The 22,515-nt window shown below is 59.6% G+C and carries 19 protein-coding genes and 4 pseudogenes; 12 read left to right on the top strand and 11 right to left on the bottom strand.

The genetic code is table 11. From position 1 onward, the window contains the following. The first annotated feature begins 77 nt into the window (after positions 1-77). Both ACRWA7_RS02505 and ACRWA7_RS02500 read left to right on the top strand, forming a co-directional pair. Positions 78-167, top strand: coding sequence for an ESPR-type extended signal peptide-containing protein (locus tag ACRWA7_RS02505; RefSeq protein ID WP_438390912.1), 90 nt, complete (start codon positions 78-80; stop codon positions 165-167). Continuing rightward, positions 158-1,471, top strand: a pseudogene (locus ACRWA7_RS02500) (ShlB/FhaC/HecB family hemolysin secretion/activation protein); the annotation flags it as partial. The gene ACRWA7_RS02505 and the pseudogene ACRWA7_RS02500, both read left to right, overlap by 10 nt. Before the next feature lie 59 nt (positions 1,472-1,530). Here ACRWA7_RS02500 and ACRWA7_RS02495 read toward each other — a convergent pair. The 4 genes from ACRWA7_RS02495 to ACRWA7_RS02480 all read right to left on the bottom strand — a co-directional run bounded on the left by ACRWA7_RS02495 (position 1,531) and on the right by ACRWA7_RS02480 (position 8,227). After that, entirely contained in the window at positions 1,531-3,774 is a 2,244-nt protein-coding gene (locus tag ACRWA7_RS02495) for a DEAD/DEAH box helicase (RefSeq protein WP_438390911.1), read from the bottom strand. Then, a complete protein-coding gene (locus ACRWA7_RS02490; RefSeq protein WP_438390910.1) occupies positions 3,746-5,056 on the bottom strand; it encodes an ATP-binding protein in 1,311 nt (436 codons plus the stop codon). Before ACRWA7_RS02490 ends, ACRWA7_RS02495 begins: the two co-directional genes overlap by 29 nt. Next, on the bottom strand, positions 5,053-7,182 hold the full coding sequence (locus tag ACRWA7_RS02485; RefSeq protein ID WP_438390909.1) for a TerB N-terminal domain-containing protein: 2,130 nt from the start codon (positions 7,180-7,182) through the stop codon (positions 5,053-5,055). Before ACRWA7_RS02485 ends, ACRWA7_RS02490 begins: the two co-directional genes overlap by 4 nt. Positions 7,183-7,339: 157 nt before the next feature. Continuing rightward, positions 7,340-8,227 (bottom strand): LysR family transcriptional regulator, encoded by an 888-nt coding sequence (locus ACRWA7_RS02480; protein WP_438390908.1) that lies wholly within the window; start codon positions 8,225-8,227, stop codon positions 7,340-7,342. Positions 8,228-8,385: 158 nt separating this feature from the next. Between ACRWA7_RS02480 and ACRWA7_RS02475 the strand changes: the two genes are divergently transcribed. The 6 genes from ACRWA7_RS02475 (at position 8,386) to ACRWA7_RS02450 (ending at position 13,158) form a co-directional block, all read left to right on the top strand. Next, positions 8,386-9,240: an alpha/beta fold hydrolase gene (locus ACRWA7_RS02475; protein WP_438390907.1), complete on the top strand. Its 855-nt coding sequence runs from the start codon at positions 8,386-8,388 to the stop codon at positions 9,238-9,240. 38 nt (positions 9,241-9,278) lie between these two features. Further along, positions 9,279-10,025 (top strand): SDR family NAD(P)-dependent oxidoreductase, encoded by a 747-nt coding sequence (locus tag ACRWA7_RS02470; protein ID WP_438390906.1) that lies wholly within the window; start codon positions 9,279-9,281, stop codon positions 10,023-10,025. 44 nt (positions 10,026-10,069) lie between these two features. Then, positions 10,070-10,714: a glutathione S-transferase gene (locus ACRWA7_RS02465; RefSeq protein ID WP_438390905.1), complete on the top strand. Its 645-nt coding sequence runs from the start codon at positions 10,070-10,072 to the stop codon at positions 10,712-10,714. A gap of 83 nt (positions 10,715-10,797) precedes the next feature. After that, complete coding sequence (locus tag ACRWA7_RS02460) at positions 10,798-11,787, top strand: zinc-dependent alcohol dehydrogenase family protein (RefSeq protein ID WP_438390904.1); 990 nt, start codon at positions 10,798-10,800, stop codon at positions 11,785-11,787. Positions 11,788-11,812: 25 nt separating this feature from the next. Further along, on the top strand, positions 11,813-12,562 hold the full coding sequence (locus ACRWA7_RS02455; protein WP_438390903.1) for an SDR family NAD(P)-dependent oxidoreductase: 750 nt from the start codon (positions 11,813-11,815) through the stop codon (positions 12,560-12,562). 149 nt (positions 12,563-12,711) lie between these two features. After that, the gene (locus ACRWA7_RS02450) at positions 12,712-13,158 is read left to right on the top strand and encodes an SRPBCC family protein (protein ID WP_060857547.1); all 447 of its coding nucleotides are present in this window, start codon (positions 12,712-12,714) and stop codon (positions 13,156-13,158) included. A gap of 74 nt (positions 13,159-13,232) precedes the next feature. Here the strand turns inward: ACRWA7_RS02450 and ACRWA7_RS02445 are convergent, their stop codons facing one another. Then, positions 13,233-13,946 (bottom strand): dienelactone hydrolase family protein, encoded by a 714-nt coding sequence (locus ACRWA7_RS02445; RefSeq protein WP_438390902.1) that lies wholly within the window; start codon positions 13,944-13,946, stop codon positions 13,233-13,235. A 151-nt stretch (positions 13,947-14,097) separates the two neighbouring features. Here ACRWA7_RS02445 and ACRWA7_RS02440 point away from each other — a divergent pair, with 151 nt between their 5' ends. Both ACRWA7_RS02440 and ACRWA7_RS02435 read left to right on the top strand, forming a co-directional pair. Further along, positions 14,098-14,835 carry an ABC transporter substrate-binding protein gene (locus ACRWA7_RS02440; RefSeq protein WP_438390901.1) on the top strand — a complete coding sequence of 246 codons (738 nt, stop codon included), beginning with the start codon at positions 14,098-14,100 and terminating at the stop codon, positions 14,833-14,835. A gap of 221 nt (positions 14,836-15,056) precedes the next feature. Continuing rightward, positions 15,057-15,615 (top strand): annotated as a pseudogene (locus ACRWA7_RS02435) (exodeoxyribonuclease III); the annotation flags it as partial. 304 nt (positions 15,616-15,919) lie between these two features. Here ACRWA7_RS02435 and ACRWA7_RS02430 read toward each other — a convergent pair. Beyond that, a complete protein-coding gene (locus ACRWA7_RS02430; protein ID WP_438390900.1) occupies positions 15,920-17,089 on the bottom strand; it encodes a zinc-dependent alcohol dehydrogenase in 1,170 nt (389 codons plus the stop codon). Between the two features lie 284 nt (positions 17,090-17,373). Between ACRWA7_RS02430 and ACRWA7_RS02425 the strand changes: the two genes are divergently transcribed. Next, the gene (locus tag ACRWA7_RS02425; RefSeq protein ID WP_438390899.1) at positions 17,374-17,784 is read left to right on the top strand and encodes a response regulator; all 411 of its coding nucleotides are present in this window, start codon (positions 17,374-17,376) and stop codon (positions 17,782-17,784) included. Positions 17,785-19,558: 1,774 nt separating this feature from the next. Here the strand turns inward: ACRWA7_RS02425 and ACRWA7_RS02420 are convergent. Beyond that, entirely contained in the window at positions 19,559-20,203 is a 645-nt protein-coding gene (locus ACRWA7_RS02420; RefSeq protein WP_438390898.1) for an ATP-binding protein, read from the bottom strand. Between ACRWA7_RS02420 and ACRWA7_RS02415 the strand changes: the two are divergent. Further along, positions 20,148-20,363: pseudogene (locus ACRWA7_RS02415) on the top strand (transposase domain-containing protein); the annotation flags it as partial. The gene ACRWA7_RS02420 and the pseudogene ACRWA7_RS02415 sit on opposite strands and share 56 nt — an antisense overlap. A 191-nt stretch (positions 20,364-20,554) precedes the next feature. Here the strand turns inward: ACRWA7_RS02415 and ACRWA7_RS02410 are convergent. The 4 genes and pseudogenes from ACRWA7_RS02410 to ACRWA7_RS02395 form a co-directional block, all read right to left on the bottom strand. Further along, positions 20,555-20,650: pseudogene (locus tag ACRWA7_RS02410) on the bottom strand (IS6 family transposase); the annotation flags it as partial. 28 nt (positions 20,651-20,678) lie between these two features. After that, the gene (locus ACRWA7_RS02405; protein WP_438390897.1) at positions 20,679-20,906 is read right to left on the bottom strand and encodes a hypothetical protein; all 228 of its coding nucleotides are present in this window, start codon (positions 20,904-20,906) and stop codon (positions 20,679-20,681) included. Positions 20,907-20,972: 66 nt separating this feature from the next. Beyond that, a complete protein-coding gene (locus ACRWA7_RS02400; protein ID WP_438390896.1) occupies positions 20,973-21,800 on the bottom strand; it encodes a hypothetical protein in 828 nt (275 codons plus the stop codon). Between the two features lie 82 nt (positions 21,801-21,882). After that, positions 21,883-22,473, bottom strand: a complete 591-nt coding sequence (locus ACRWA7_RS02395; protein ID WP_438390895.1) for a tetratricopeptide repeat protein — start codon at positions 22,471-22,473, stop codon at positions 21,883-21,885. Positions 22,474-22,515: the final 42 nt, after the last annotated feature.

Here is a 22,515-nt window from a genome sequence, read left to right as displayed (position 1 = left end):
GAGGGTCGGTTTTAACCCGTTTGGTTCATCTGCGGCTATTTGTCGATCGTTAAAAAATCGCTGCAGAATAAGAATAGATGAACAAGAATAATTACCGGCTGGTCTTCAGCCGACTGAGAAACATGCTGGTCGCGGTCGAGGAAACCGCCACGGCAACGGGTATGTGACCACGCGCGTGCTGTTGCCCGAGCAGGACCTGTCAACGGGTACGCTGAACGTGGCGCTTGTACCGGGCGTTGTGCGGCATCTGCGCTTCGCCGACCCCGACACACGCGGCACGTTGAAATCCGCCTTCCCCACCCACGACGGCGACCTGCTGAACCTGCGCGACCTCGAACAGGGGCTGGAGCAGATGAAGCGCGTCGCATCGCAGGACGTGGACATGAAAATCGAGCCCACCGATACCCCCGGCGAAAGCGATGTCGTCGTAACCGTGAAGCGCGCAAAACCCTGGAGCTTCGTCGCCTCCATCGATAACTCGGGGACCGACGCGACCGGCAAATGGCAAGGCAATGTGAGCCTCGGCATCGACAACCCGCTCGGCCTGAACGACGTGTTCGCAGTCGGCGCAAATCAGGACTTGTCGTTCGGCAACAAGTCGCTTGGTTCGCACGGCTTCAACCGTTCGTACTCCGTTCCATGGGGTTACTGGATGGCAACGCTTTCCGGCAACACCAACACCTATTACCAGCAAATCGCGGGCGTGAACCAGACGTTTGTATCGAGCGGCAATTCGCAGACCGCTACGCTCAGGCTCGCGCGCGTGCTGAGCCGCAGCCAGAGCGACGTGTTCGGCGTGGAGTTCCAGTTATCGAAGCGCTTTGGTGAAAGCTTCATCGATGACACCGATATTCCGCAGCAGCGGCGCAACAATACGTTCATCGAAGCGGGGCTAACCGACCGCCACTACTTCGGCGCGTCGCAATTCGACGGCACGCTCGCGTACCGCCAGGGCATCGGTAGGCTTGGCGCGACAGATGACCCCGCACCCAACGGTCCGACATACCGCTTCCACATGGCCGTGCTCGACGCGAATCTTTCGATGCCATTTTCCATTGCCAACCACCCATTGCGCTACGTCACGACGCTACACGCGCAGTTCACCAACGACATGCTCTTCTATCTCGACGATCTGAGCATCGGTAGTCGCTACACGGTGCGCGGCTTCGACGGTGAAACCATGCTCGCGGCAGAGAAAGGTTTTTACTGGCGCAACGAAATGCAGTGGCCCATTTTGCAGACCGGACAAACGCTGTACGCGGGGATTGACTACGGGCGCGTGTTTGGACCGAACACGGCTTTTCTTGCCGGAACACAACTCGCGGGTGCGGTGATCGGCATTCGGGGCGGACTTCCCGCGCGCTTTCTCGGCATCTCGTATGACCTGTTTGTTGGGACGCCGATTTATAAACCGAGTGGCTTCCCGACCGCACGCGTGACGGTTGGCGTACAAGCCACCGCGCAATTCTAGCGTGCCGCGGGTAACACGCGCGATGCCGCCCATGCATAAGAGCGCGCGGAGGAGCGCGCTCAAACCCTCCCCTGATTCTCTCCCACCAGCCGCCGCGCCAATGCAACTCCGCCCGGCATATCCAGCCGCAACGAAGCAAACGCGGCGCGTTTGACATCATCGGGAAGGGCCCAATCCCACTTCTCATTCTCGATGTTCTGGATCACGCTCAACGCGCGCGTCAAATCCGAAGCCGTCCGCGCACCGACCTTCTGCAGTACGCTCGTGACAGTCTCGAACTTCGATCCGGCGATGCTCACAACCGCACCCTGATTCCAGGCATCCAGATTTTCGGCACGCAGCAAGACGACCAGCGCGTCGTTGATCCAGTCGCCGGCCCATGTGGCGAGCATGATGTGATTTCCTTCGCTGAATATCGACCTGTTGGCAAGGTCGGCCGCAATAAAATATTTGCGTGCTTCCTCCAGAAGCTTCGCCGCTTTTGTATCGATGAAAACCACCGGTTCATCACTCGCCAAGACGCGCTTCATCTCGCGGCGAACTTCGTCGTGAACCATCGCGCTTGCGCCATCGAAGACCGGCGGCGCGCCGCCCCGATCCGCCGATACGAATACCGTCTTCCTCTCGGCATCCACTTCAAGAACGCGCCAGCGCTGCCCGCCGAAGATGATGCCCTGCCCCGGAATCAACGGACGCGCCACGGGCAAGGAGCCAAGCTGCTTGCTTCCAGCAACGATACGAAATTCGTCATCGCTTGAAAACGATGCGTAGAACTCGTAGTGATTGACGAGCTTTTCGCCGCGCACGCCGTGCAGCAGCAAGCCGCTCGCCTCCTGCACGATCAGGTCGGCTTTGCCGAGGCTGCGCAAAATGGCGGCGAACGTGGGTTTGTCGATCATGTCGAAGGGACCGTCGGCAACAAGCGTCTCCCACAACCCGGTCGCCGTGGCGCCACCGCGTTCCGCGATCACGGACAACGCTTGCTGCACGAACGTGGACGCATGCAACCCGCGCGCCCTCGGCGGTTCCACCCATTTTTTCTGCAGCAGGAAAACGCCGGCTATCGACTGCACGAGTCCTTCGCGAATGCGGTCGGAAAAATCGGAGTGCGCGTTGAGTTCCGCTTCCACGCAGTAGCTGCGGAAAATCGCCGGCTCGCCTTTTCGTCTGCCCGAGCGTCCCAGGCGCTGCATCAACGCGGCCACCGATGGCGGCGGTCCAACCTGTGCCACGCTTTTCACCGCGCCAATATCGATGCCCAGTTCAAGCGTCGATGTACACACGGCTGTCGCCGGCCGGTCGCCAGAGCGCAACGCGTTCTCCGCGTCTTCGCGCAACTCCTTTGCAAGACTGCCGTGATGCGGCCAGAACTCGTTCGGATGACCATCGCGCTCGCATGCGCGGCGCAACAGGTCGGCGTAGAGTTCAACCTGCCGGCGGCTGTTCGGAAACACCAGGTTGTTCGCGCCGCGCAGCGCAAGGTACATCTGGTTGACAATCTCGAGCGTGCTGCCAGGCACGGCGTCTTCGAGCTGCGGACGGCGAATATCCGGTTGCGTTTCAACGCGCGCCGGCGTCTGCACGAAACCCTTGATGATGAGCCGTATCTCCCGCGAACTGCCCTTCGATTCAATTATCTCAACCGGCCTCCCGGCTTTCGGCCGCAGAAACTGTGCTGCCAGTTGCATGTCGCCCAACGTGGCCGACAACCCCACGCGCGGCACGACCCGTCCGCAGATAAGATCGACGCGTTTGAGCAAGGATTGCAACTGCATGCCACGCTCGGAGCCAATGAACGCGTGCAGTTCATCCACGACGATATATCGAAGCGTGCCAAAAATCGCGGCAAGCGATGATCCGCGCGTGACGAACATGGCTTCCAGCGATTCGGGTGTAATGAGCAAGATGCCCGATGGCTTCCTCATGAAGCGCTGCTTGCGGCTTGCCGATACATCGCCGTGCCAGCCGACCACGGGGACCTCCAACGTCTCGCAGAGTCCATTGAGCCGCGACCATTGATCGTTGATGAGCGCCTTCAAAGGGCTGATGTAAAGCACGCTCGCAACGCCGGGTTCATCGCGCAGCAGGTTCGAGAGGATCGGGAAAAACGCCGCTTCGGTCTTTCCGGCCGCCGTGGCCGCGGCGATGATCACGTCGCGATCCGCGTCGATAAGCGCCGGCACCGCGCGCTCCTGCGCGTCGCGCAACTCGGTCCAACCTTCCTGCCAGATCCATCGGCGGATGCGTTCGTCGAGCAGGTCGAAACTTCGGGAATCAGTCGAGCCGGAAGCTGGCGAGTTCATCGTCACCGTCAGTGGGTGCAGCGGGAACGTTGGACGTCATGCCGCCGTCGTCGCGCTCGATGGTCAGGGCATCGATCAATTCGCGCCAGTCGCGGCCGGGATTCTGCTCCAGCACCGCGAGAAAATTAATGAACGCCGTGATGGTGGTTCGCGGCGTGCGGAAATACGCCTCGCCAAGACGCGCCGCGCAATGCGCCATGAACGCAGGGATGGCCTCTTCGGACACGAGCGCGCGGGTGGCGTCGCCAAAAGCGTAGAGCGTGCGGATCTTGTCGAGCAGCACGTAGAAATCCTCGGGCGTCAGACTTGCCAGGCGGATAACGGGCCCACTGTAATCGACCAGACCGTTGGTCGCGAAAGCGTTTTCGGCGAGACGCGATTGCAGCGCCGGATAGCTGTAGAGGCCGCGCTTGGTATCGAGCAGGAATTCGGGCGTGCCGCCCAGCACGAAGCCCAGGCCCTCGGCGGAGCCCTGCAGCGAGTCGTTGAGAATACGCAGGATCTGCTCATAGTTCGAGTTGCGCGCGTGAACGTTGGACAGCTTGTAGAGGTTCACGAGTTCGTCGAGACACACCATCAGGCCGCTATATCCCGCCATGCGCACAAACCGGCCAAGCAGCTTCAACTGATCGTAGATGGTTGCATCGTCCACGATGGTGCGCACGCCCAGTGCCGCGCGGGCGTCGGTTCGCGTGGAGAATTCGCCGCGCAGCCAGCGGACTGCATCGCTCTTGAGCTGCTCGTTGCCTTCCTCGAAACCCCGGCAATACGCCGCGATCACATCCGAGAAATCGTAGCCGTTGACCATCTCGGTCAACTGGCCCAGTTGCGCCCGGATGACTTCCTCGCTGGTTCGGCCCGACGCCTTCGCTTCGGTCTTCGCCTGCCCGATAAACTTCTCCACCACGCCCGCCAGCGCGCCGCCATCGGGCTTGGTACGCGTGGACATGTTCTTCACGAGCTCCGCGTAGAGCGAGCGCGCCTGTCCGCCGGACGCATGCAGACGGCGGTCCGGATTGAGGTCCGCGTGCAAGGTCACGAGTTTTTTTTCAAGGGCGATTGCGCGAACGAGGTTCAGGAAGAACGTCTTTCCCGCGCCATACTCGCCCACGACGATACGAAAACTCGAGCCGCCATCGGCCACCCGTTCAATGTCCTTCATCAGCGCGTCGAGTTCCCTCGCACGGCCGACCTGAATCAGATGCTGCCCAATGCGCGGCACCACGCCGGCGCGAAGGGATTGCAGGACCGCGTCGCGGTCCCTTGGGCGAATCGTTGTCATGCAGCCAGCCTTTGAGCTAATTCCTGATTGATTTCTACCGGGTCGTCCCCGTCTGTCAGCGGCTCGTCCCAGTGATCGAGCGACGCCTCGTTGAGCTGTTCGACAGCGCCATCGAGCATCAGGTCGAGCGCCGATGCCGCCTCCTGCAATTCCTCGCGCGTCCACGATGCACGCGTAAGAAGCAGGCGCAGAAAATTCGAGTGGGCGTGGTCGAGCCCGAGCACCGGCGGTTGTTCTGTCTCGGGCGTTTTTGCGGGCGCTACTGTGTGCTGCTCTTCCACGAACACGTCAGCAAGGATTGCGGACACTCGCGCAGTCTCATGCTTCAACGCCGCGATACGCGCGGGATCGAGCGTAAAGCTCGGCGCCGCTTTCGCGCTTTGCGGCCCCTGATGAAGCGCGCTGTAAAGAAGTTGAGTACTGGTATCCAGCATTCGATAAACCTTCTCCAGCGCCTTCACTTTTTCCCGAGAAACAATGCCGTCTGCATTAGCAACCTGCACGAGCAGCGAAGCCAGTTCTTGTCGAACGTCCGCGCTCAACGGCTCCAACCGTTTCCTGAACCCCGCGATGGACGCGCGACTGGCAAGCTGCACACGGCTTCTCGCTCTCAAGCGCAACTTGAGTTCTTCTGAAAACTGCTGCCACGTGTCGATCTGTGTATCGATCACGGTGATTGCAGCATTCGACGCGCTGCCGTCAGCCGTGGCAACGGCCGCAGCGAGGTCGATCGCGACCGCGGCGATTGAGTATGTGTCGTCGACCGCAAGGACTTCGTCGCCTGGAGGCGCCATGAAAAGCGCCAGCGCGTCGCCCACTTTCGGCGTACGCGCGCCGAGCCTGACATCGGGTTCGATCGCAATTGCGCTCTGCGAAAGCACGGCGCAAAACGCCGTGGTCTTGTCGCGCGTCATGTTCCCCGTGAACTTGAATCTGCCGAGAAGTTCGCCGAATGTCGAGACGTGCACATGCTGTTCCTTCACCTTGTCCGCAAGCACATCGAGCGTGTGCTGCATGGCGTCCGGCCATAGTTCGACGGGCAGCATCAACGTGGCATCGAGCGTTCCCGCCGCGCCCGGAAACCTGCCCAGATAGCGGCTGTACGAGTCGAGCGCGCTCGCCGCTTCGTTCATCAACGACTGCAGCCTGCCGCGCGGTCCGTTGATCGCGCCAATGTCCGGCAAGCCGACGAGGAATCCCGGTACCGGCAAATTCCTGAGCGCAATGAACGCGGGGTCTGGACGCACTTCAAGCGTGGTGCGGTTCACAGAAAGCAGCATGCCGAGCCTGAAACGCTCGGCGTACTTGCGAATGAATACCTTATCGAACTCTTCCGGACAACGCGTGACGGCTGCACGGCGCACAAGCAACGGATCCATCTTCGCCCACGCGAGCGCCCAGTCGGCGGGCACCGGGTGTTTGTCGACGGCGGCTTGCGCGAAAGCCACGCGCACGTCCATGGGCACCTGATAACCCATCGCCAAGCCGCGCGGCGCAGGTTTGTCGTACATTTTCCCGTTTCGCGACGACATCAGGCCAACCGATTCCAGCAGATTTCGCAGATGCTTCTGCCATGAATAGTTTGCATCGATATTCAGCAAACGCCGCAGTTCCCGCGCAATCTCCGCGAATTCGGTTTCGCCGACCCGACCTGCCGCGCCGTCCACAAGCACGCGCCGCTCGAGCCCGTACAAGTAGAAAAACAGGTAACCGGTGTGGATATCGGATCTCTTGCGGTCCGAGGCGAGCCATTCCAGATAGGTTCGCCGCTGCTCGCCAGTAAGCGCACCGTAGCTCAGCTCCTTGGAACCGAGCGCAACTACGGGATTCGCGCCCGTGTCGGCAACGTCCGCACGGGCGTCGATTACGCATGCTTCGATTGAACGGGGCGTCGAGCGATGAACATCGCCGAAATAGAACATGCCGCCCGAGATGGAGATATCGCCGATTCCGACGATTTTTCCCGGCGAAATCCACGCTACTGAGGATAGCGAAGCATTTCCTGGCGGCTTGATCGAGTGGCCAGTCGCGCCCGGGTTGTCCGCGATGGTCACTGACACCAACGTCTCGTCGTCGCTATTGCCGTATGCGTCGCGGTCGTTGTAAGCGCCGGAAGAACTCCCCATGGAATAAACAGGCTCCTCGTGAGCGATATATCAAACCGGTGAATGGTTGCCGATGGTCAAGCCCGAACTCTCGTTTGATGCTTTCTTCTTGATTATATTACTTATTCCTGGAATTCACCGCACCCGCGGCGGCTTGTGGCGAGGGAACCGGCGATGCTCAAACCTGCGGCACGATCAGTTCCTGAGCCCTCGAAAGAAACATCTTCAGAACAGGCGAAGCATTCGACTTGCTGTAGCCGATCACCAGATCCACGGTCGGCGCGTCTCCCTCCAGCGGCCGGCTGACGACGGACCACGGCAGCAGGTTGTTCGCGTACTCCGGCATGAGCGCCAGCCCTCGTGTGGACGCAACCAGCGACATTGCCATGGCGAGGTTATCGACGCCATGCTCAGGCGTGATGTCAATGCCGCTTTCCTGCAGATATCGCGCGACCACGTCATGGAGCACGGCCGCCTTGTTCGTTGCCATGATGAACGTCTCGCCGGTGAAATCCTCCGGCCGGATCGCCGTGCGCGCCGTGAGCGGGTGATCGCTTGGCATCAGCACGAGCAGCTTTTCCCGGCTGACCACGCGATAGTCCAGATCAAAGCCCGGTTCCGCCCGCAGGAATGCGAGGTCGAGCTTGCCGCGCGCGAGGGCGTCCGCGAGGTCCGGCGAATAGTGGCTCGACACGGTGACATCGATATTCGGCAGTTCGTCGCGCAAAACCTGCATGGTGCGCGGCAACCACGTCATTTCCTGCCCCGTCAGGAAGCCGAGCGCGAAAACTTGCTTCGCCGGCCGCGCGGCGCGACGCGCGGCCTCGATGGCGGCATCGACTTGCGACAAGGCGAGCCGCGCGTGATCGACAAACGCCCTCCCCGCCACGGTGAGCTCGACGCCCCGCGCGCTGCGGCTGAAAAGCGCCGCGCCGACTTCGTCTTCCAGATCGCGAATCTGACGGCTGAGCGACGGCTGCGACGTGTGCAGCCGCTGCTCGGCCGCCACTGTCAGGCTGCCCGTCTCGGCAACGGCCACGAAGTACCGCAAATGTCGAAGCTCCATACGCCCTCTTGAGTTATCCATGCTTTTCAGGCATGCCCACCAGCCTACAAAGTCTTTTTACTTTGCGCAAGCACGGCCTAGATTACGCATCAGAGCACGCCACGGCAGCAACTAAAGCGGCTTCAGCCATGCTTCATACCTATATCGGAGAAAACATCATGACGCTTCACACCCACCATACCGCGCCGACCCAGTTCGTCGATGCCAACGGAATCCGCTTCGCGTACCGTCGCTTTGGCAAGACGGGCGGCGTTCCGCTTGTGTTCAACATCCACTTCACCGGCACCATGGACCATTGGGACCCCGCTGTGACGGACGGTCTCGCGCGGGATCGCGAAGTCATCCTGTTCAACAACGCCGGCATCTCCAGTTCATCTGGCGAAGTGCCGCACTCGATTGAAGAGATGGCAGCGAACGCCGCTGCGTTCATCAAGGCGCTGGAGCTTGAACAAGTCGATGTTCTCGGCTTTTCGATGGGCGGTCTCATCGCGCAGCAACTTGCACTGACCGAACCACAACTCGTGCGCCGCCTGATCCTGGTTGGGACCGGCCCACGCAGTGGCGAATCAATGGAGTCGCTGACGCCCGAAGCGCAGGAAATTTTCAGCGTGGCTTACGACGAGCCGGATCATCTTTGGCTGCGCGTGCATTTTTCTCCGTCGCAAGAAAGCCAGGCCGCCGGCCGCAAATTCCTGCAGCGCTTTCGGCTGCGCAGCGAAGAACGCGATCCTGAAGCCAACGAATCGGTCGCGCCAGCGCAACTCGCGGCGCTCGCAAAATGGGGCGTACCGCGCGAAAACCCCTTCGATTACCTGAAGGCGATCTCGCAGCCCACGCTGGTGGTCAACGGCGACAACGACGTGATCATCTATTCGATCAACTCCTGGATCCTGCAGCAAAACATCCCGAACGCGCAGTTGATCATCTATCCCGATGCGAATCACGGTTCGCTTTATCAGTACCCGGAACGCTTTGTCTCGCACGTCACGCAGTTCCTGGACGAAGGCGTCTGAATCGTTCGATCGTTTTCAACCGGCTCAAGGAGTTTGTCATGACCCATCTCAGCGGAAAGACCGCGCTAGTCACAGGCGCTTCACGCGGCATCGGCCGCGCTACGGCGCTCACGCTTGCCCGCGAAGGCGCACAAGTGCTGGTGCATTACAGCAGCGGTGAAAAGGAAGCCGAAGCTGTCGTCGCCGAGATTCGCGCGGCCGGCGGCAACGCGCAGAAGATCGCCGCCAATCTTCGCGATGCAGATGGCCCGCATATGCTCGCCGAGCGCGTGCGGGCAGTCGTGGGACATCGGCTGGATATCCTGGTGGCGAACGCGGGGGTATCGAAGGCGGCGAGTATCGAGGAAACGACTGTGGAGGACTTCGATAACCTCTTCGCCGTGAACGTTCGCGCGCCCTACTTTCTCGTGCAGCAACTGCTGCCGGTCATGTGCAAGGGCAGCAGCGTGGTGTTGCTGTCGTCGCTGGCGGCGCATGCCGTGGTTGGCAAGCTGTCCGCTTACGCGGCGACGAAAGGCGCGGTCGATACGCTCGTCAAGCACTTCGCATTGGCGCTCGGTGAACGCGGGATTCGGGTGAACGCAATCGCGCCGGGCGTCGTTGCCACCGACATGTCGAGCTTCACGAAGACCGAGGAAGGCCGCAACGCCGCGACTGGCATGCAGGCGCTCAAACGCGTCGCGCAACCTGAGGACATTGCCAGTGCAGTCGTGTTTCTAGCCTCCGATGCCGCACGCTGGGTGACAGGCGAAACCTTGCATGTGGACGGCGGCTCGAAACTTTAAATCCTGTTAGTTAGTTATCCATATCCATCATAGGAACTTCTAAAATGACTTCCGCACCTGTACTTCATGAATCGAAGAGTTCGCCGAACTCGCGCCGTGTGCGCATGTTCATCGCGGAGAAAGGTATCAGCATTCCCGTCCAACCGGTCGACCTTGGCGCGAAGGAACAGTTCTCCGATGCGTACCGCGCAATCAATCCACGCAGCCAGGTGCCGGCATTGGCGCTTGCCGACGGTCCTGTGATTGCAGAAGTCCTTGCGATCTGGCGTTATCTGGAAGAAACGTATCCGGACACGCCGTTGCTCGGGACCACGCCGCAGTCAAAGGCGCTCGTCACCATGTGGGAATGCCGTGCAGAACTGGATGGCTTCGCGCCTGTCATGGAAGGCGTGCGTAACGCCGCTGCGGGACTGAAAGACCGGGCATTGTCGGGACCCCATGACTACAAGCAGATTCCCGAACTGGTCGAGCGCAGCAAACAACGCGTGGCGAATTTTTTCAACGACTTCAACGAGCGCCTGGCAACCGTGCGCTACGTCGCGGGCGATACTTTCTCGGGCGCCGACATCACAACGCTCGTGACGGTCGACTTTGCGGCCAACGCATTGAAGATGCCGATTCCGGAAAGCCACGACGCATTGCGCCGGTGGTACGACGAAATATCCGCGCGGCCGAGCGCCATGGCTTAGAGAGCCAAAAAAGCATGGTTCCGCCTGATGCTCTACTGTAGACACCGCACCACCACCTCAACCCGTTTCTTCTGGAGATTCACATGTCACGCACGATCAAATTCGCAAAAGCCGGTGGTCCTGAAGTGCTCGAATTCGTCGATACAGACATCCCCGCGCCCGGCCCCAACGAAGTCCGTATCAACGTCAAGGCAATCGGCCTCAATCGCGCGGAATCGATGTGGCGTCTGGACGCGTACATCGAACCTGTCAAGTTTCCGGCAAGTCTTGGCTACGAAGCGGCCGGCACCGTGGACGCCGTCGGCAGCAATGTCACAGGCCTGGCGCGCGGTGACAAGGTGAACGTGATTCCATCGTTTTCAATGAACCAGTACTTCACCTATGGCGAAACGATCATCGCGCCGGACTACGCGGTCGTGAAGCATCCGGAATCGCTTTCGTTCGCCGAGGCCGCATCTGTCTGGATGATGTTCGTCACGGCGTATGGCGCGCTGATCGAAGATGCAAAGGTGACCCAGGGCGATTTCGTGATCGTGCCGGCGGCGTCCAGCAGCGTTGGACTCGCGGCCATCCAGATCGCCAACTACGCCGGCGCCACGTCGATCGCGCTGACACGTACGGCCGAAAAGAAACAGCAATTGCTCGATGCAGGCGCGGCGCACGTGGTCGTCACCGACGAAACCAGCCTGCTCGATGAAATCATGCGCATCACCGAGGGCAAGGGCGCGCGCGTGGCCTTTGACCCGGTTGGCGGCCCGAACTTCGCAAAGCTGATATCCGCGCTGTCGTTTGGCGGTATCGCGTACATCTACGGTGCATTGAGCGAGGACGTCACGCCGCTGCCCGTGCTCGAGATGATCGCGAAGGTGCTGACGGTGAAGGCGCACAACATCTGGCTCACGAGCGGCGACGAAACTCGCCGGAAGGCTGTCGTCGAATATGTGCTCAAGGGATTCGAGAGCGGCGCGCTCAAGCCGGTCATCGACCGTACTTTCACGTTCGATGAAATGGTGGACGCGCATCGCTATCTGGAAACCAACGGCCAGTTCGGAAAGATCGTGGTCACGCTTTGAACAAGTTCGTATGAGGAGTGGAAAAATGTCCAGCAAGCCTGTTGTACTCATCACCGGCGCGTTGAGCGGCATTGGGCGCGCCGCCGCCTTCGCGTTCGCGCGTGACGACGCACGCGTCGTGGTCTCCGGCCGCAGGGCGGAAGAAGGCCGGATGCTGGCGGCGGAACTCGTCGCGCTCGGCGCGCAAGCGGAATTCATTCAAGCCGACGTGCGCTTCGAAGACGATGTCCGCAGGCTCGTGGATGACGCCGTAGAACGTTTCGGGCGGCTGGACATTGCCGTCAATTCAGCCGGTTCGGAAGGCGAATCGGCGCCGGTCATGGAGCAGACGCCGGAACGCTACGCGGCTGTTTTCGACACCAACGTACTCGGCACCTTGCTCGCCATGAAACACGAACTCCGTGTGATGTCGGCCCAGGGCAGCGGCAGCATCGTGAATATTTCTTCGACGATGGGCGTGCGTGGCGCGGCGGGCGCGTCCATATATACGGCGAGCAAGCACGCGGTCGAGGGCTTGACCCGGTCCGCGGCGCTCGAAGCGGCGGCGTTCGGCGTGCGGGTCAACGCGGTCGCACCCGGTCCGGTAGACACCGCCATGCTCGACCGCCTTACTGTAAACGCTGAACGCAAGGCGGCATTTCTCGCGGGCGTGCCGCTCAAGCGGGCTGGAACGCCGGATGAAATGGCTGACGCCATCCGGTTCGTAGCGTCGGATAAGGCGAGTTTCATGACCGGCGAGGTGCTGCGCGTGAACGGTGGTCGAACTGCTTCGTAACGTCCTGGATTGCCGCGGTCGTGAGAACATGAAAGCCGGTTGAAAATATCGATGCCTACGGGTCTTCCCCGATCCGGCCCATGTCGATAACCGCCTTGTCGAATCGTCGTCGGGGCATGTCCAACTCTTTCATTGAAAGCGAGCACACCATGACTACCGGAACCATCAATCTACAGCGCGTCCTGCGCGCCACGCCTGAACGGATCTATCGCGCATTTCTTGAAGCCGACGGGTTGGCGAAGTGGCTGCCTCCCCACGGCTTCACCTGTCAGGTTCACCACATGGACGCTCGCGTTGGCGGCACGTTCAAGATGTCGTTCCGCAACTTTGGCACAGGCAACAGCCACACGTTCGGCGGCGAGTATGTCGAGCTCGTGCCGTTCGAGAAGATCCGCTACTGGGACCGGTTCGACAACCCGGAACTGCCCGGCCAGATGAACGTCACCGTCACGTTGCGGCAGGTGTCGTGTGGAACCGAACTCACGATCGTGCAGGAAGGCGTGCCCGAAGTCATTCCTGTGGAGATGTGTTATCTCGGCTGGCAGGAGTCGCTGCTTCAGTTGGCGAAGCTAGTCGAACCCGAGATCCCCGGCTGAACGGCGCCGGCACAGGACATTTCGGATAGCCGCGGGCTACCCGAACGCACGTTAAAAGCGCGACTACAGCGCGATTACTTCTGCGTCCACATTGTCTTGCCAAGAAACGTCAGCGTCCGGTCCCACGCCAGTTGCGCCCAGACGGGATCGAACTGCGTTCTCGCGATACGGCCCGGCCCAACCGCCGTTTCGTTGGCGAACGCGTGATGCGCGAGGTATCTATGAAACTCGACATCGACGTTCGCATCGGCCAGTCTCTTCTCCAGCAGATCAACCGTTTTAGCCGGAAAGAATTCGTCTTGCGTGGCCCAGTGCCCGAGCACCGGCGCCTTGATCTTCGATGCATCGACGTATTCCAGCGGCGGGAAGCCGTACCAGACCACGCCAGCCGCGACCTCGGGAATGTTGCTGAGCGCCAGCAGCGTCAGCGCGCCGCCCATGCAGTAGCCGGTCACGGCCACGCGCCCGGACTGCGTCTGCAAATATTGCACTGCGCCGCGAATGTCCTGGCCGGCGGCGTCGCCAAAATCAAGCTGGGTCAGCAAGTGGTTCGCCTCCGCCTCCTCGACCGTAGACTTTCCGCGAAACAGGTCCGGCACCAGCGCGATATATCCGGCCTGCGCGAACCGGTCGGCGACACCGCGAATCTGGTCGTTCAAACCCCACCATTCCTGGATCACCACAATCGCCGGCGCGCCTTCGAGCTTGTGCGGCTTCGCGAGATAACCCTGGATTTCCTGCCCGTCGGGGCGCTTAAAGCTGATCATTGATCCTGGTGTCTGTTTCATGATTGGGTCCTTGGTTGAACGGGTGAACAGGTAAGCGAAAGCGGTAGCATAGCGCCAGCAGTGGAATATTGCGTGACCGAAACGGGCCCGGATTCATACGCCGGGCTGCGGGAAAAACCTGACAACAACATCCTTGAACCCTGGCGACCTCATGACAATCGATCCATCCATACGCGCCGCTTTCACTCCGGGCGGCCCCCTTCGTGCTTCCATCAACCTGGGCAATCCGATACTTGCAAACATGCATCCGTCGACAGGAAAGCCGTTTGGCGTATCGGTGGATCTCGCGCGGGAATTTGGCAAGCGCCTGGGCATGGAAGTCGAGTTGATCGTCTTCGATACCGCCAGCCAGTGCGTCGATGCTCTCGCCAGCGAGCGCGCCGACTTCGGTTTTTTCGCCATCGATCCAGTGCGCGGCGCGAGCGTTGCGTTCACCGCGCCCTATGTGCTGATCGAAGGCTTCTATCTCGTGCGCGAAGCATCGCCGCTTCGGGAAAATGCCGACGTGGATCAAGCGGCAAACCGCGTGGTCGTCGGCAAAGGCAGCGCGTACGACCTGTTCCTCACACGCGAATTGAAAGCCGCACAGATCGTGCGGGCGCCGTCGTCGCAAGCGGTGGTGCGGATGTTTATCGAGCAAGGGCTGGAAGTTGCGGCCGGCGTGAAGCAGCAACTCGAAGCCGATGCCGCGCAGATCCCCGGCCTTCGTCTCTTCGATAAGCGCTTCATGGTGATACAACAGGCAATGGGAACACCGAAAAGCCGGGGTGAAAATGCGGCGCGGTATCTGGCGGCGTTTGTCGAGGAAATGAAAGCGTCGGGGTTTGTTGCGAATGCGTTGAAGCGGCACGAAATCAACGGTGCGTCGGTGGCGCCGGCCAGCGTTTAGATACAACAAGACTGTCCCACTTATAGCTCATGCTTCGATTCGAAAACCTGTGCAAACGCTACGACGATTGCGTCATCTTTTAGACCCTTTCTGATATATAGCGGGCGCGGGATGCTTGGCGCTGAACGATAAAAGCGGCAGCGGCACAACACCCTGCCCGGCCTTCTCGCTGGAACGATCGCGGCCGATCTAAGCGATGTGTGGAGAAATCGGCAAACTGATCGCCTGCCGGCACCCTGCGGCAACTCCCCAATACGTTAATCCCACAGTTATCTCAACTGGTGGAACCCTTCGTTGGTTGTCTCGATCGGCCAAACAGGAATCCGCACCCAGGTCCCAAGTTCGACTACAAGCTTGCGTGGTTCGAACGGCTGATCGAATACGCGCAGTATTTGATGGATAGCGCTCACTCCCATTGTGCTCGCCGGCGACTATAACGTCGTCCCCACAGACGACGCTATTTATAACCCGCGCTCGTGGCGCGATAACGCTTTGCTACAACCCGAAAGCCGTGAATGCTTTCGGCGCCTTGTAGCGCAAGGATGGACCGACGCGCTGCGCAGCGTGCACGGCGACGAGCGCATTTACGCCTACTGGGATTATATTCGCCGACACCGCGGCGCCGACTACGGTTTGCGGATTGACCATCTCCTGCTCAGTCCAGCGCTTGCCCTGCGTCTTAGGGATGCATCTGTTGATGTTTGGGTGCGCGACCTTCCAAACGCCAGTGACCATGGTCCAACGTGGATCGAGTTCGTGCCTGAAAAAGAAGGGAAAAGGAGAACGAAAGCCCAGTATGAACGCGATGCCGAGGCGCAAGAGCTAGCCTTAACGCCGCTAACGACCGCTTCCCACCGAGGCGAAACTAAAATTAGGGTCGACACGATCCGCACCGCGTTTGGCGGTGCAATGTCTACCGCTAGCTGCTTCGAGCAGCGCACATGGCGTAAGGTGAATTTTTATGTATCTCCGGGCTCCCATGCCGCGGGGCGATTGCGTACGGGCAGCGGGCCGAAGCCGGCTGCTTTAATCGAGGCATGTTGTCATACGAATTGTCCGATCCACGCGGGGGGATTGCGCGCCTTCAGGGTTTGAGGACCACCTTGATGCACCCGTCTTCCTTGTCTCGGAATGTTTTGTACATTGCTGGACCGTCTTCCAGCGAAACGGTGTGCGTAATCACAAAGGAGGGATCGATCTGGCCTTCCTGAATGCGGTTAAGCAAGTCGTCCGTCCAGCGTTTGACATGTGTCTGGCCCATCTTCCAGGTCGGTCCCTTGTTCATCGATGCACCGAATGGGATCTTGTCGATCAAGCCGCCATACACCCCTGGCACCGAGAGGATGCCTGCCGGACGGCACACGTAGATCATTTCGCGCAGCACATGCGGACGGTCCGATTCCAGCATCACGGCCTGCTTGACGCGGTCGGAGACGGCATCGACAGAACGGGTTGCATGCGATTCCATGCCTACCGCGTCGATACACTTCTCCGGACCGTTGCCGTTGGTCAGTTCCTTTAGCCGGTCGAGGACGCTTTCTTCGTCAAAGTTGATGGTGATTGCGCCGCCGGCCTTCGCCGTAGCAAGGCGTTCGGGCACCCGGTCAATCACGACAACCTGCTTGGCGCCCAATAGCACAGCGCTGCGTATCGCCATCTGGCCGACCGGGCCTGCGCCCCAGATCGCGACTGTGTCATTGGGCTGGATGTCACAGTTGATCGCTGCTTGCCAACCAGTCGGAAAAATATCGCCGAGAAACAGGACTTGTTCGTCGGTCAGGCCGTCGGGAATCTTGACGTGGGTGGCGTCGGCCATGGGCACGCGAACGTATTCAGCTTGGCCACCAGCGTATCCGCCGGTCAGATGCGAATAGCCGAAGAGACCCGCCGTGGTATGGCCGAACACTTTGTCAGCCTTGTCCTTGTTGCGATTGCTGCGCTCGCAAACGGAAATATTGCCGCGTTTGCATTGGTCGCAATCGCCGCAAAAGATCGTGAAGGGAAGCACGACCCGGTCGCCAACCTTAAGCGCCTTGTTGTCCTTGCCCACTTCGACCACCTCGCCCATGAACTCATGCCCCATGATGTCACCACTTTCCATGGTCGGCATGAAGCCGTCAAACAGATGCAGGTCAGAGCCGCAGATCGAGCAGGTGGACATCTTGATGATCGCGTCGCGCTCCTCCTCTATGACCGGGTCAGGCACCGTGTCACATCGAATGTCGTGTTTTCCGTGCCAGCGCAGCGCTCTCATATGCAACTCCTGATAATCTTCAGCCGGAATCAGTGAACGCCATTTGACGCCGCACCCCTCGGCTAAGACGAATTAGCAATACCTATTCCAAGCGAAACCAAGCGAAAGCAAGCGAAAGCGTCGCATGAATTCTTCCGATATAGCCTCCGTGAAGCGTCTCGGGCCCAAGACCATCAGTTGTTTTTGGCATTGCAATGGATGCCTCCGGTACGTGGGAAATTTGGGCATTCATATTGCTTTGAATTGAGTGTCCCTGTCCATGCACAGAGGTTCACATGAATATCTTGGTCGTTGACGACAATATCGAATCGGCCGAGACCATGGCGACAGTCGTGGCCGAGATGGCACACACGGCTACGGTCTCGAATACTGCAAGAGCCGCGCTCCGACTCGCCGCGAACGAGCCATTCGACGTTATATTGTGCGACATCAATTTGCCCGACGGCGACGGCCTCGAGTTGTGTCGAACGCTTCGCGCGCAGGGCGCCTCTCAGGACGCCTGCATGATTGCCGTGACAGGACGCACCAATTTGGTCTCGGAGGACTTCGAAGCATTCGACGGGTATTTGTATAAGCCGATCACATGGCCGGCACTTAAGCACGCTTTGGACACGTGGCGTGTCATCGCTCCGCCATTGCCGAACACTGACGTGCACTTAGACGTGCTGCATACAAAAACAGCCGCCGAAGAGTAACACTGACAGACCATCGAGTAATCTCAAGATGGCCAAAGGGCTTCATTCTCGTTACGCCTTCGATTGATGGTAGAGAAAAGGCAAGCTTCACCGCCTTGCACGTCTCCACCAAAGGTCGACTACAGGGTCATCAGGGCAGAGCATGGCGCGCCGGCGAACCCACTACGGAATACGGCAATAGAAACATTCCGAAAACTCTCGCAGCCCCGCAGGTTTGCGCCGTCGACGCTTCGACCTTAAGGTAAGTAATTACCCTCGATTACCGACTAAGCAGGCCTTGGACTGTGCCGACAATCCAGGGAACCAAGCCTCGCCGGGCCGCCGCGCGCACCAATTGTCCCGGTCCTAAAACCGTCCCCACGATCAGCCCGGCAGCTATAAGGCCAGCGTAGGGCGTTTGCAGAAACACCGGACCTTGTTGGATGTCTGTTGGCAAAACCTGTCGGCGTGGCTTGCCGACCAACGAGGTGACGTGATTGGACGCCACCAGCTCCGCGCGAGTAGCCGCCATGCGGGCGAGAATCTCTCTTTGAGAAGGGTTTTGTTCAGCACGCGTCATCGCAACGCCTCTTTAACAGCAGCTACATCGTTTTGAATCTCGGACCGAAGTGTGTTGGTTTGCACGGAATCCTGACCCACGGGGGGTGCGGATAAAAACTTGGACTGTTTAAGCGACAAATCCCAGACTTTTCCGGTACTCAACTGGGCTAAGTGAGCCCAGCGAGATTTTGATCCGCTTTTCGTAGTGGGTAGCCCCACCGTCTTACGACGACGGGGCCCCCGAAGAACGCAGCATGCGACTTTCACCGCACTGCGCTCGAGCACAGCATTAAGCGTCGCGCTGACGCCGGTCTCGCTAACGGCACGAGCCCTTCGCAAGCATCACATCGTTGATTCGTCTCATCGCTGAGACGAAGGGCGCTGAACCGTGACGATACCGGTCTCTCACAAGCTTCCCCTCGATGAATCTCAAACGTGGACCTGCGACAACTGCACCACGCGGAAGTCTGCACCCTTTCGGGTTAGGGCAAATCCTGAACCCCTATACGGACTATTACCGCCCGTCATTCGCTTTTTCCGCGTTCTCTTATCCACTTGTCCAACAGATCCCCTTGCGGGTCTCCTGCCCAAGTCAAACTGCTGACTCGGGCGGACAATTGGACTTACCACGTTCCCGTTTCTGCCAACCCGGATGCTTTCGGGCTTATCCGTTTAGCGCCCGTCTATTCCCCGGCAGCATGATGACGACGTACCCCCGGGTACAAAGGGAGTAACCGGCTGCATACCTTTTGGTCTGGGCCCATTAGCCGCTTCGGCCCACTATCCGTCACGAGGTTTATCGACGATTCACGTCTGTTGCGCATGCGGAACTTGCCTTGCCTCGACGCCACATTGCGGCTCGCAGCGTCACCACAAATCGTCACCAAATGCGGTGTCTTTCGACGAGCACGTTGTCGTTGGAGCTTCAGACCCGGCAGTTACCCGCCACGCCTGTCCAACTAGGCAACTACTGGCCGTACAGCAGGTCACGGCAACGCGTTACCTTGCGAAGCGTGACAAGACAAAAACGAGCTTTACCGCCTAGTGCATGCCGCTTGACGCGCGGCAGACGGCGACACGTGTCGCACTGTACCACCGGATGTAAGAGTCGAGAATCTCGATGAATTGATCAATAGTCGTGGTCTGCCAGTGTTGCCTTTCGCCATAAAGGAGCCGGGTGTTTTCGGCGTAATGGCGCCAGCGAAAGGCGCCTGATTCGGGGCTCGAACGGGGATCAAGAATCCTTGTTTTTACCTCCTTTCGCAAGTGCTGATTTGTTGCTCTCGGGCATCGGGCGTGGAACGCGGTAGCTCTCGCCGTCGAGCACGACGCGGTACGCGGCATGTCGCAGGCGATCAAGCGTTGCGGCGCCGAGCATTTTGTTGGTCGCGAACGCATCCCCCCATTCCGTAAAATCAAGAATGCTGGTCAGGACGGTGGATGTGCGTTCGTATCGTTCGGCGATCAAATCGTGGAAGTCTTCATCTTCGGGCGTACGCATGGGTTTCAGTCCGAAATCGTCAATGATGAGCAGTGGCCCCTTGGCAAGGGCCTGGAAGCGCCGTTCGTAGGAGCCGCCAGCCTGCGCGTTGCGCAGCGCGCCGAGAAGCCGGGTCTGGGTCATGAACAGGACGTCGTGTCCCTGCCGGGCGGCCGCATGACCCAGTGCCTGCGCGAGATGGGACTTGCCCGTTCCACATGGACCGGCGATCAGCACGCTGACCTTCTCGTCGATAAAGCGGCAGTCTGCTCCAACCGTCCCGATAGAACTTTCCATAACAACGAGGTGACGATAGTTTCGCTTATGGAATTGCTTCTCTAAGCGAAAGGCGTGGTTGTTCAGTGACACCGTCGCCGGGGCGAAGGCGAGCGCCATCATCTATAGCCTGATGCTAACGTGCCGCGCGTGCAACGTTGAACCGTACACCTATCTGCTTCGCGTGCTAACCGACCTACCGCAGCGTGCAGGGGATGCCGATATCAGCGATCTGTTGCCGTTCAACGTTGCCAAGCCGCGCGACGCATTAGCCACTGCATGATCTAGACCCACGCGTCGGCTCACCGCGGTGTGCATAAATTCGCGCTTACGGTCTAACTCAGCGATACCCCCACCATTCTCATCCTTTACCGACGAACTGCAGGCGCTGCGCGCAGAATTCGCTGCCATGAAGGGTGAGTTGCGTGTGGTGACAGTCGAACGCGATTTGCTGCGCGAGAAGCTTAAGGCCTACCACCGCACACACAACATGATCGCATCCAACGGATAGTGCAGTCGTTTGAGTACCTTCCCAACCTCTGGTGATAATGTCTTGCCCGTCATGCTCATCGCACCCGTCTCAATTTCGGTCCACGATTTACATGAGCTCATTAGCACGACAGAACCCATTTTCTTCGGACCGCGCGCCACCTTCGGCCGCGGCCGCTTCGAAGCGCTTGACGAAGTCGTCGGTGAGCGTGAAGTTTTGAACCTCCGTCTGGTCCTCCGCCGTGAGCGCGCGGGATGGAAGGGAAGTCCTGAGCGCCATTGCGGGAATCAAGATGACGCTTGCAAACTTCAACAACCGTTTTATACGGCTTTTCATCACAACGCTCCTCTCAGGCATGCCGGCACGGCACTCTCCGGCAATTCGGTTGATCTTCTTTGGTCTTCAATTGACCTTGAGTTGACCGCCTCGGCCAAGGCCGCCTTGAACGTCCTGCGCCCTGTAGCTGCGCAGCGCGACGACTATCTTGTTGTAGGCATCGATAAACGCCGCCACCGTGGCCTTGCCTTCCGGCGTCTTCGAGAAACCGCCCAGACCGCCTGCAGCGCCGCCGCCGAGGCCCGACAAAGCCGCGCCGTAGTTGGTCGCCGTTGCGTTGCCCTCGGCCGCTGAAATCTGGACGGCCGAGCGTACATCGAAAAGCGTCAGGGTCACGACGGACGCCCGGCTCTGCATGCCGCCGGCAAGTTTGGCGATTGCGGCATTTCCCACGAGGCCGCCGAGCACGCCCGTCACACCGCCAATGGCCGAGTCGTTGATGACGATCTGCGGTTCCATGTAGTAATCAGCGGCGACGCGCTGTCCTTTCTGCTGTTTCGACCCGGCCCTGTATTCCCCGGAATTGCGCTGCAAGGACGTGATGCGCGAGAGGCGGGCATCAGATTTCTGATTGCCGATCGATGTAATCACAAAGCAGTTCGATTGCTGGACCGCGAGCCGCAGCAATGGATCGATCGATGTCACCTGCGTCGCACTGCCGAACGGTCCGAACCAGTCCGCATTGCGGCCGTCGTCGACTGCAATCGTGCCCAGCGGTGCGGTGCAGCGTTCGAGGGTTTCATCGGCGCCGGCGCTCGTCGCGCCGCCCGCTGCGCCCGAGACGCCCGCGCTTTGTCCGCCCGTGGATACCATGCCGCCGCACGCGCTCATCGATGCAGTCAGGAGGACCGCAAGCACTTTCTTCACGCCGGGAAATTGTGAACTGAGAGTCATGTTATTAGATGCGTTGTGAGTGATCGGCACGCGACCCGCCGGCCTCGCATGAAGCCGACGCACGTCGTTTAAAAAGGGAGGCTTAATATCCGTACCAGCTATGTTGCTGCCAGTGACCGTAGTACGGATAGCCAGACGACCAGTAGCCGTAATAGACAGCTCGCCATTCGGTTTGCCATTTGTAGTAGGTCTCCTCTGACTTCTTCGCAGCTCTTGCTTGCTCAAGAAGTTTGCGCGACTCAGCGTCGCCTCGCCCCGATGCAATCAGCAGCCATTTCTCGGCCTCGCGGGGATCGGATCCCATCTCTTCGAGGCCGAACAAATAAAAATTTCCCAGCGCTTTTTGCGCTTCGAGATCGCCGCCTTCAGCGGCCTTTCTCATCCACACGAGCGCCTGATAGCTATCCTGCCGTACGCCATCGCCGCGGAAATATCTGAGGCCTAGGTCATAGGCCGCGCGCGGTTCTTTTTGCGCCGCCGATTTCAATGCGGTGATACGGCCATCGTTATCGGCGGTATCGCCATTTCCCGATGCTTCGAACGACACCTGACTTTTGGGGCGGTTGTTGCATCCCTGGTCGTCGCAGATCCGGACTTGATCGCTGTGCGATGGGTTTTGGGCGCACGCTGCGAGCGCCAGGGCGGCGCACAGGGCCAGCCAGCGAGACTTCATCTTGATCCCCGATGCGCTTTGATTATCGATTGCTGTTCGTTG

The organism is Caballeronia sp. DA-9 (assembly GCF_051615025.1).
In the GTDB taxonomy this organism is placed as follows: domain Bacteria; phylum Pseudomonadota; class Gammaproteobacteria; order Burkholderiales; family Burkholderiaceae; genus Caballeronia; species Caballeronia sordidicola.
Note: the sequence above shows the minus strand (reverse complement) of the source record. Positions and strands in the feature narration are given on the sequence as shown.

Bases quoted from the DNA above. Each gene is read 5' to 3' on its own strand.
- ACRWA7_RS02430 (WP_438390900.1), bottom strand. From the start codon at position 17,089: ATGAGAGCGCTGCGCTGGCACGGAAAACACGACATTCGATGTGACACG.
- ACRWA7_RS02490 (WP_438390910.1), bottom strand. From the start codon at position 5,056: ATGACAACGATTCGCCCAAGGGACCGCGACGCGGTCCTGCAATCCCTT.
- ACRWA7_RS02475 (WP_438390907.1), top strand. From the start codon at position 8,386: ATGACGCTTCACACCCACCATACCGCGCCGACCCAGTTCGTCGATGCC.
- ACRWA7_RS02470 (WP_438390906.1), top strand. From the start codon at position 9,279: ATGACCCATCTCAGCGGAAAGACCGCGCTAGTCACAGGCGCTTCACGC.
- ACRWA7_RS02505 (WP_438390912.1), top strand. From the start codon at position 78: ATGAACAAGAATAATTACCGGCTGGTCTTCAGCCGACTGAGAAACATG.
- ACRWA7_RS02445 (WP_438390902.1), bottom strand. From the start codon at position 13,946: ATGAAACAGACACCAGGATCAATGATCAGCTTTAAGCGCCCCGACGGG.
- ACRWA7_RS02455 (WP_438390903.1), top strand. From the start codon at position 11,813: ATGTCCAGCAAGCCTGTTGTACTCATCACCGGCGCGTTGAGCGGCATT.
- ACRWA7_RS02460 (WP_438390904.1), top strand. From the start codon at position 10,798: ATGTCACGCACGATCAAATTCGCAAAAGCCGGTGGTCCTGAAGTGCTC.
- ACRWA7_RS02450 (WP_060857547.1), top strand. From the start codon at position 12,712: ATGACTACCGGAACCATCAATCTACAGCGCGTCCTGCGCGCCACGCCT.
- ACRWA7_RS02420 (WP_438390898.1), bottom strand. From the start codon at position 20,203: ATGATGGCGCTCGCCTTCGCCCCGGCGACGGTGTCACTGAACAACCAC.
- ACRWA7_RS02465 (WP_438390905.1), top strand. From the start codon at position 10,070: ATGACTTCCGCACCTGTACTTCATGAATCGAAGAGTTCGCCGAACTCG.
- ACRWA7_RS02395 (WP_438390895.1), bottom strand. From the start codon at position 22,473: ATGAAGTCTCGCTGGCTGGCCCTGTGCGCCGCCCTGGCGCTCGCAGCG.
- ACRWA7_RS02440 (WP_438390901.1), top strand. From the start codon at position 14,098: ATGACAATCGATCCATCCATACGCGCCGCTTTCACTCCGGGCGGCCCC.
- ACRWA7_RS02400 (WP_438390896.1), bottom strand. From the start codon at position 21,800: ATGACTCTCAGTTCACAATTTCCCGGCGTGAAGAAAGTGCTTGCGGTC.
- ACRWA7_RS02495 (WP_438390911.1), bottom strand. From the start codon at position 3,774: ATGAACTCGCCAGCTTCCGGCTCGACTGATTCCCGAAGTTTCGACCTG.
- ACRWA7_RS02480 (WP_438390908.1), bottom strand. From the start codon at position 8,227: ATGGAGCTTCGACATTTGCGGTACTTCGTGGCCGTTGCCGAGACGGGC.
- ACRWA7_RS02485 (WP_438390909.1), bottom strand. From the start codon at position 7,182: ATGGGGAGTTCTTCCGGCGCTTACAACGACCGCGACGCATACGGCAAT.
- ACRWA7_RS02405 (WP_438390897.1), bottom strand. From the start codon at position 20,906: ATGAAAAGCCGTATAAAACGGTTGTTGAAGTTTGCAAGCGTCATCTTG.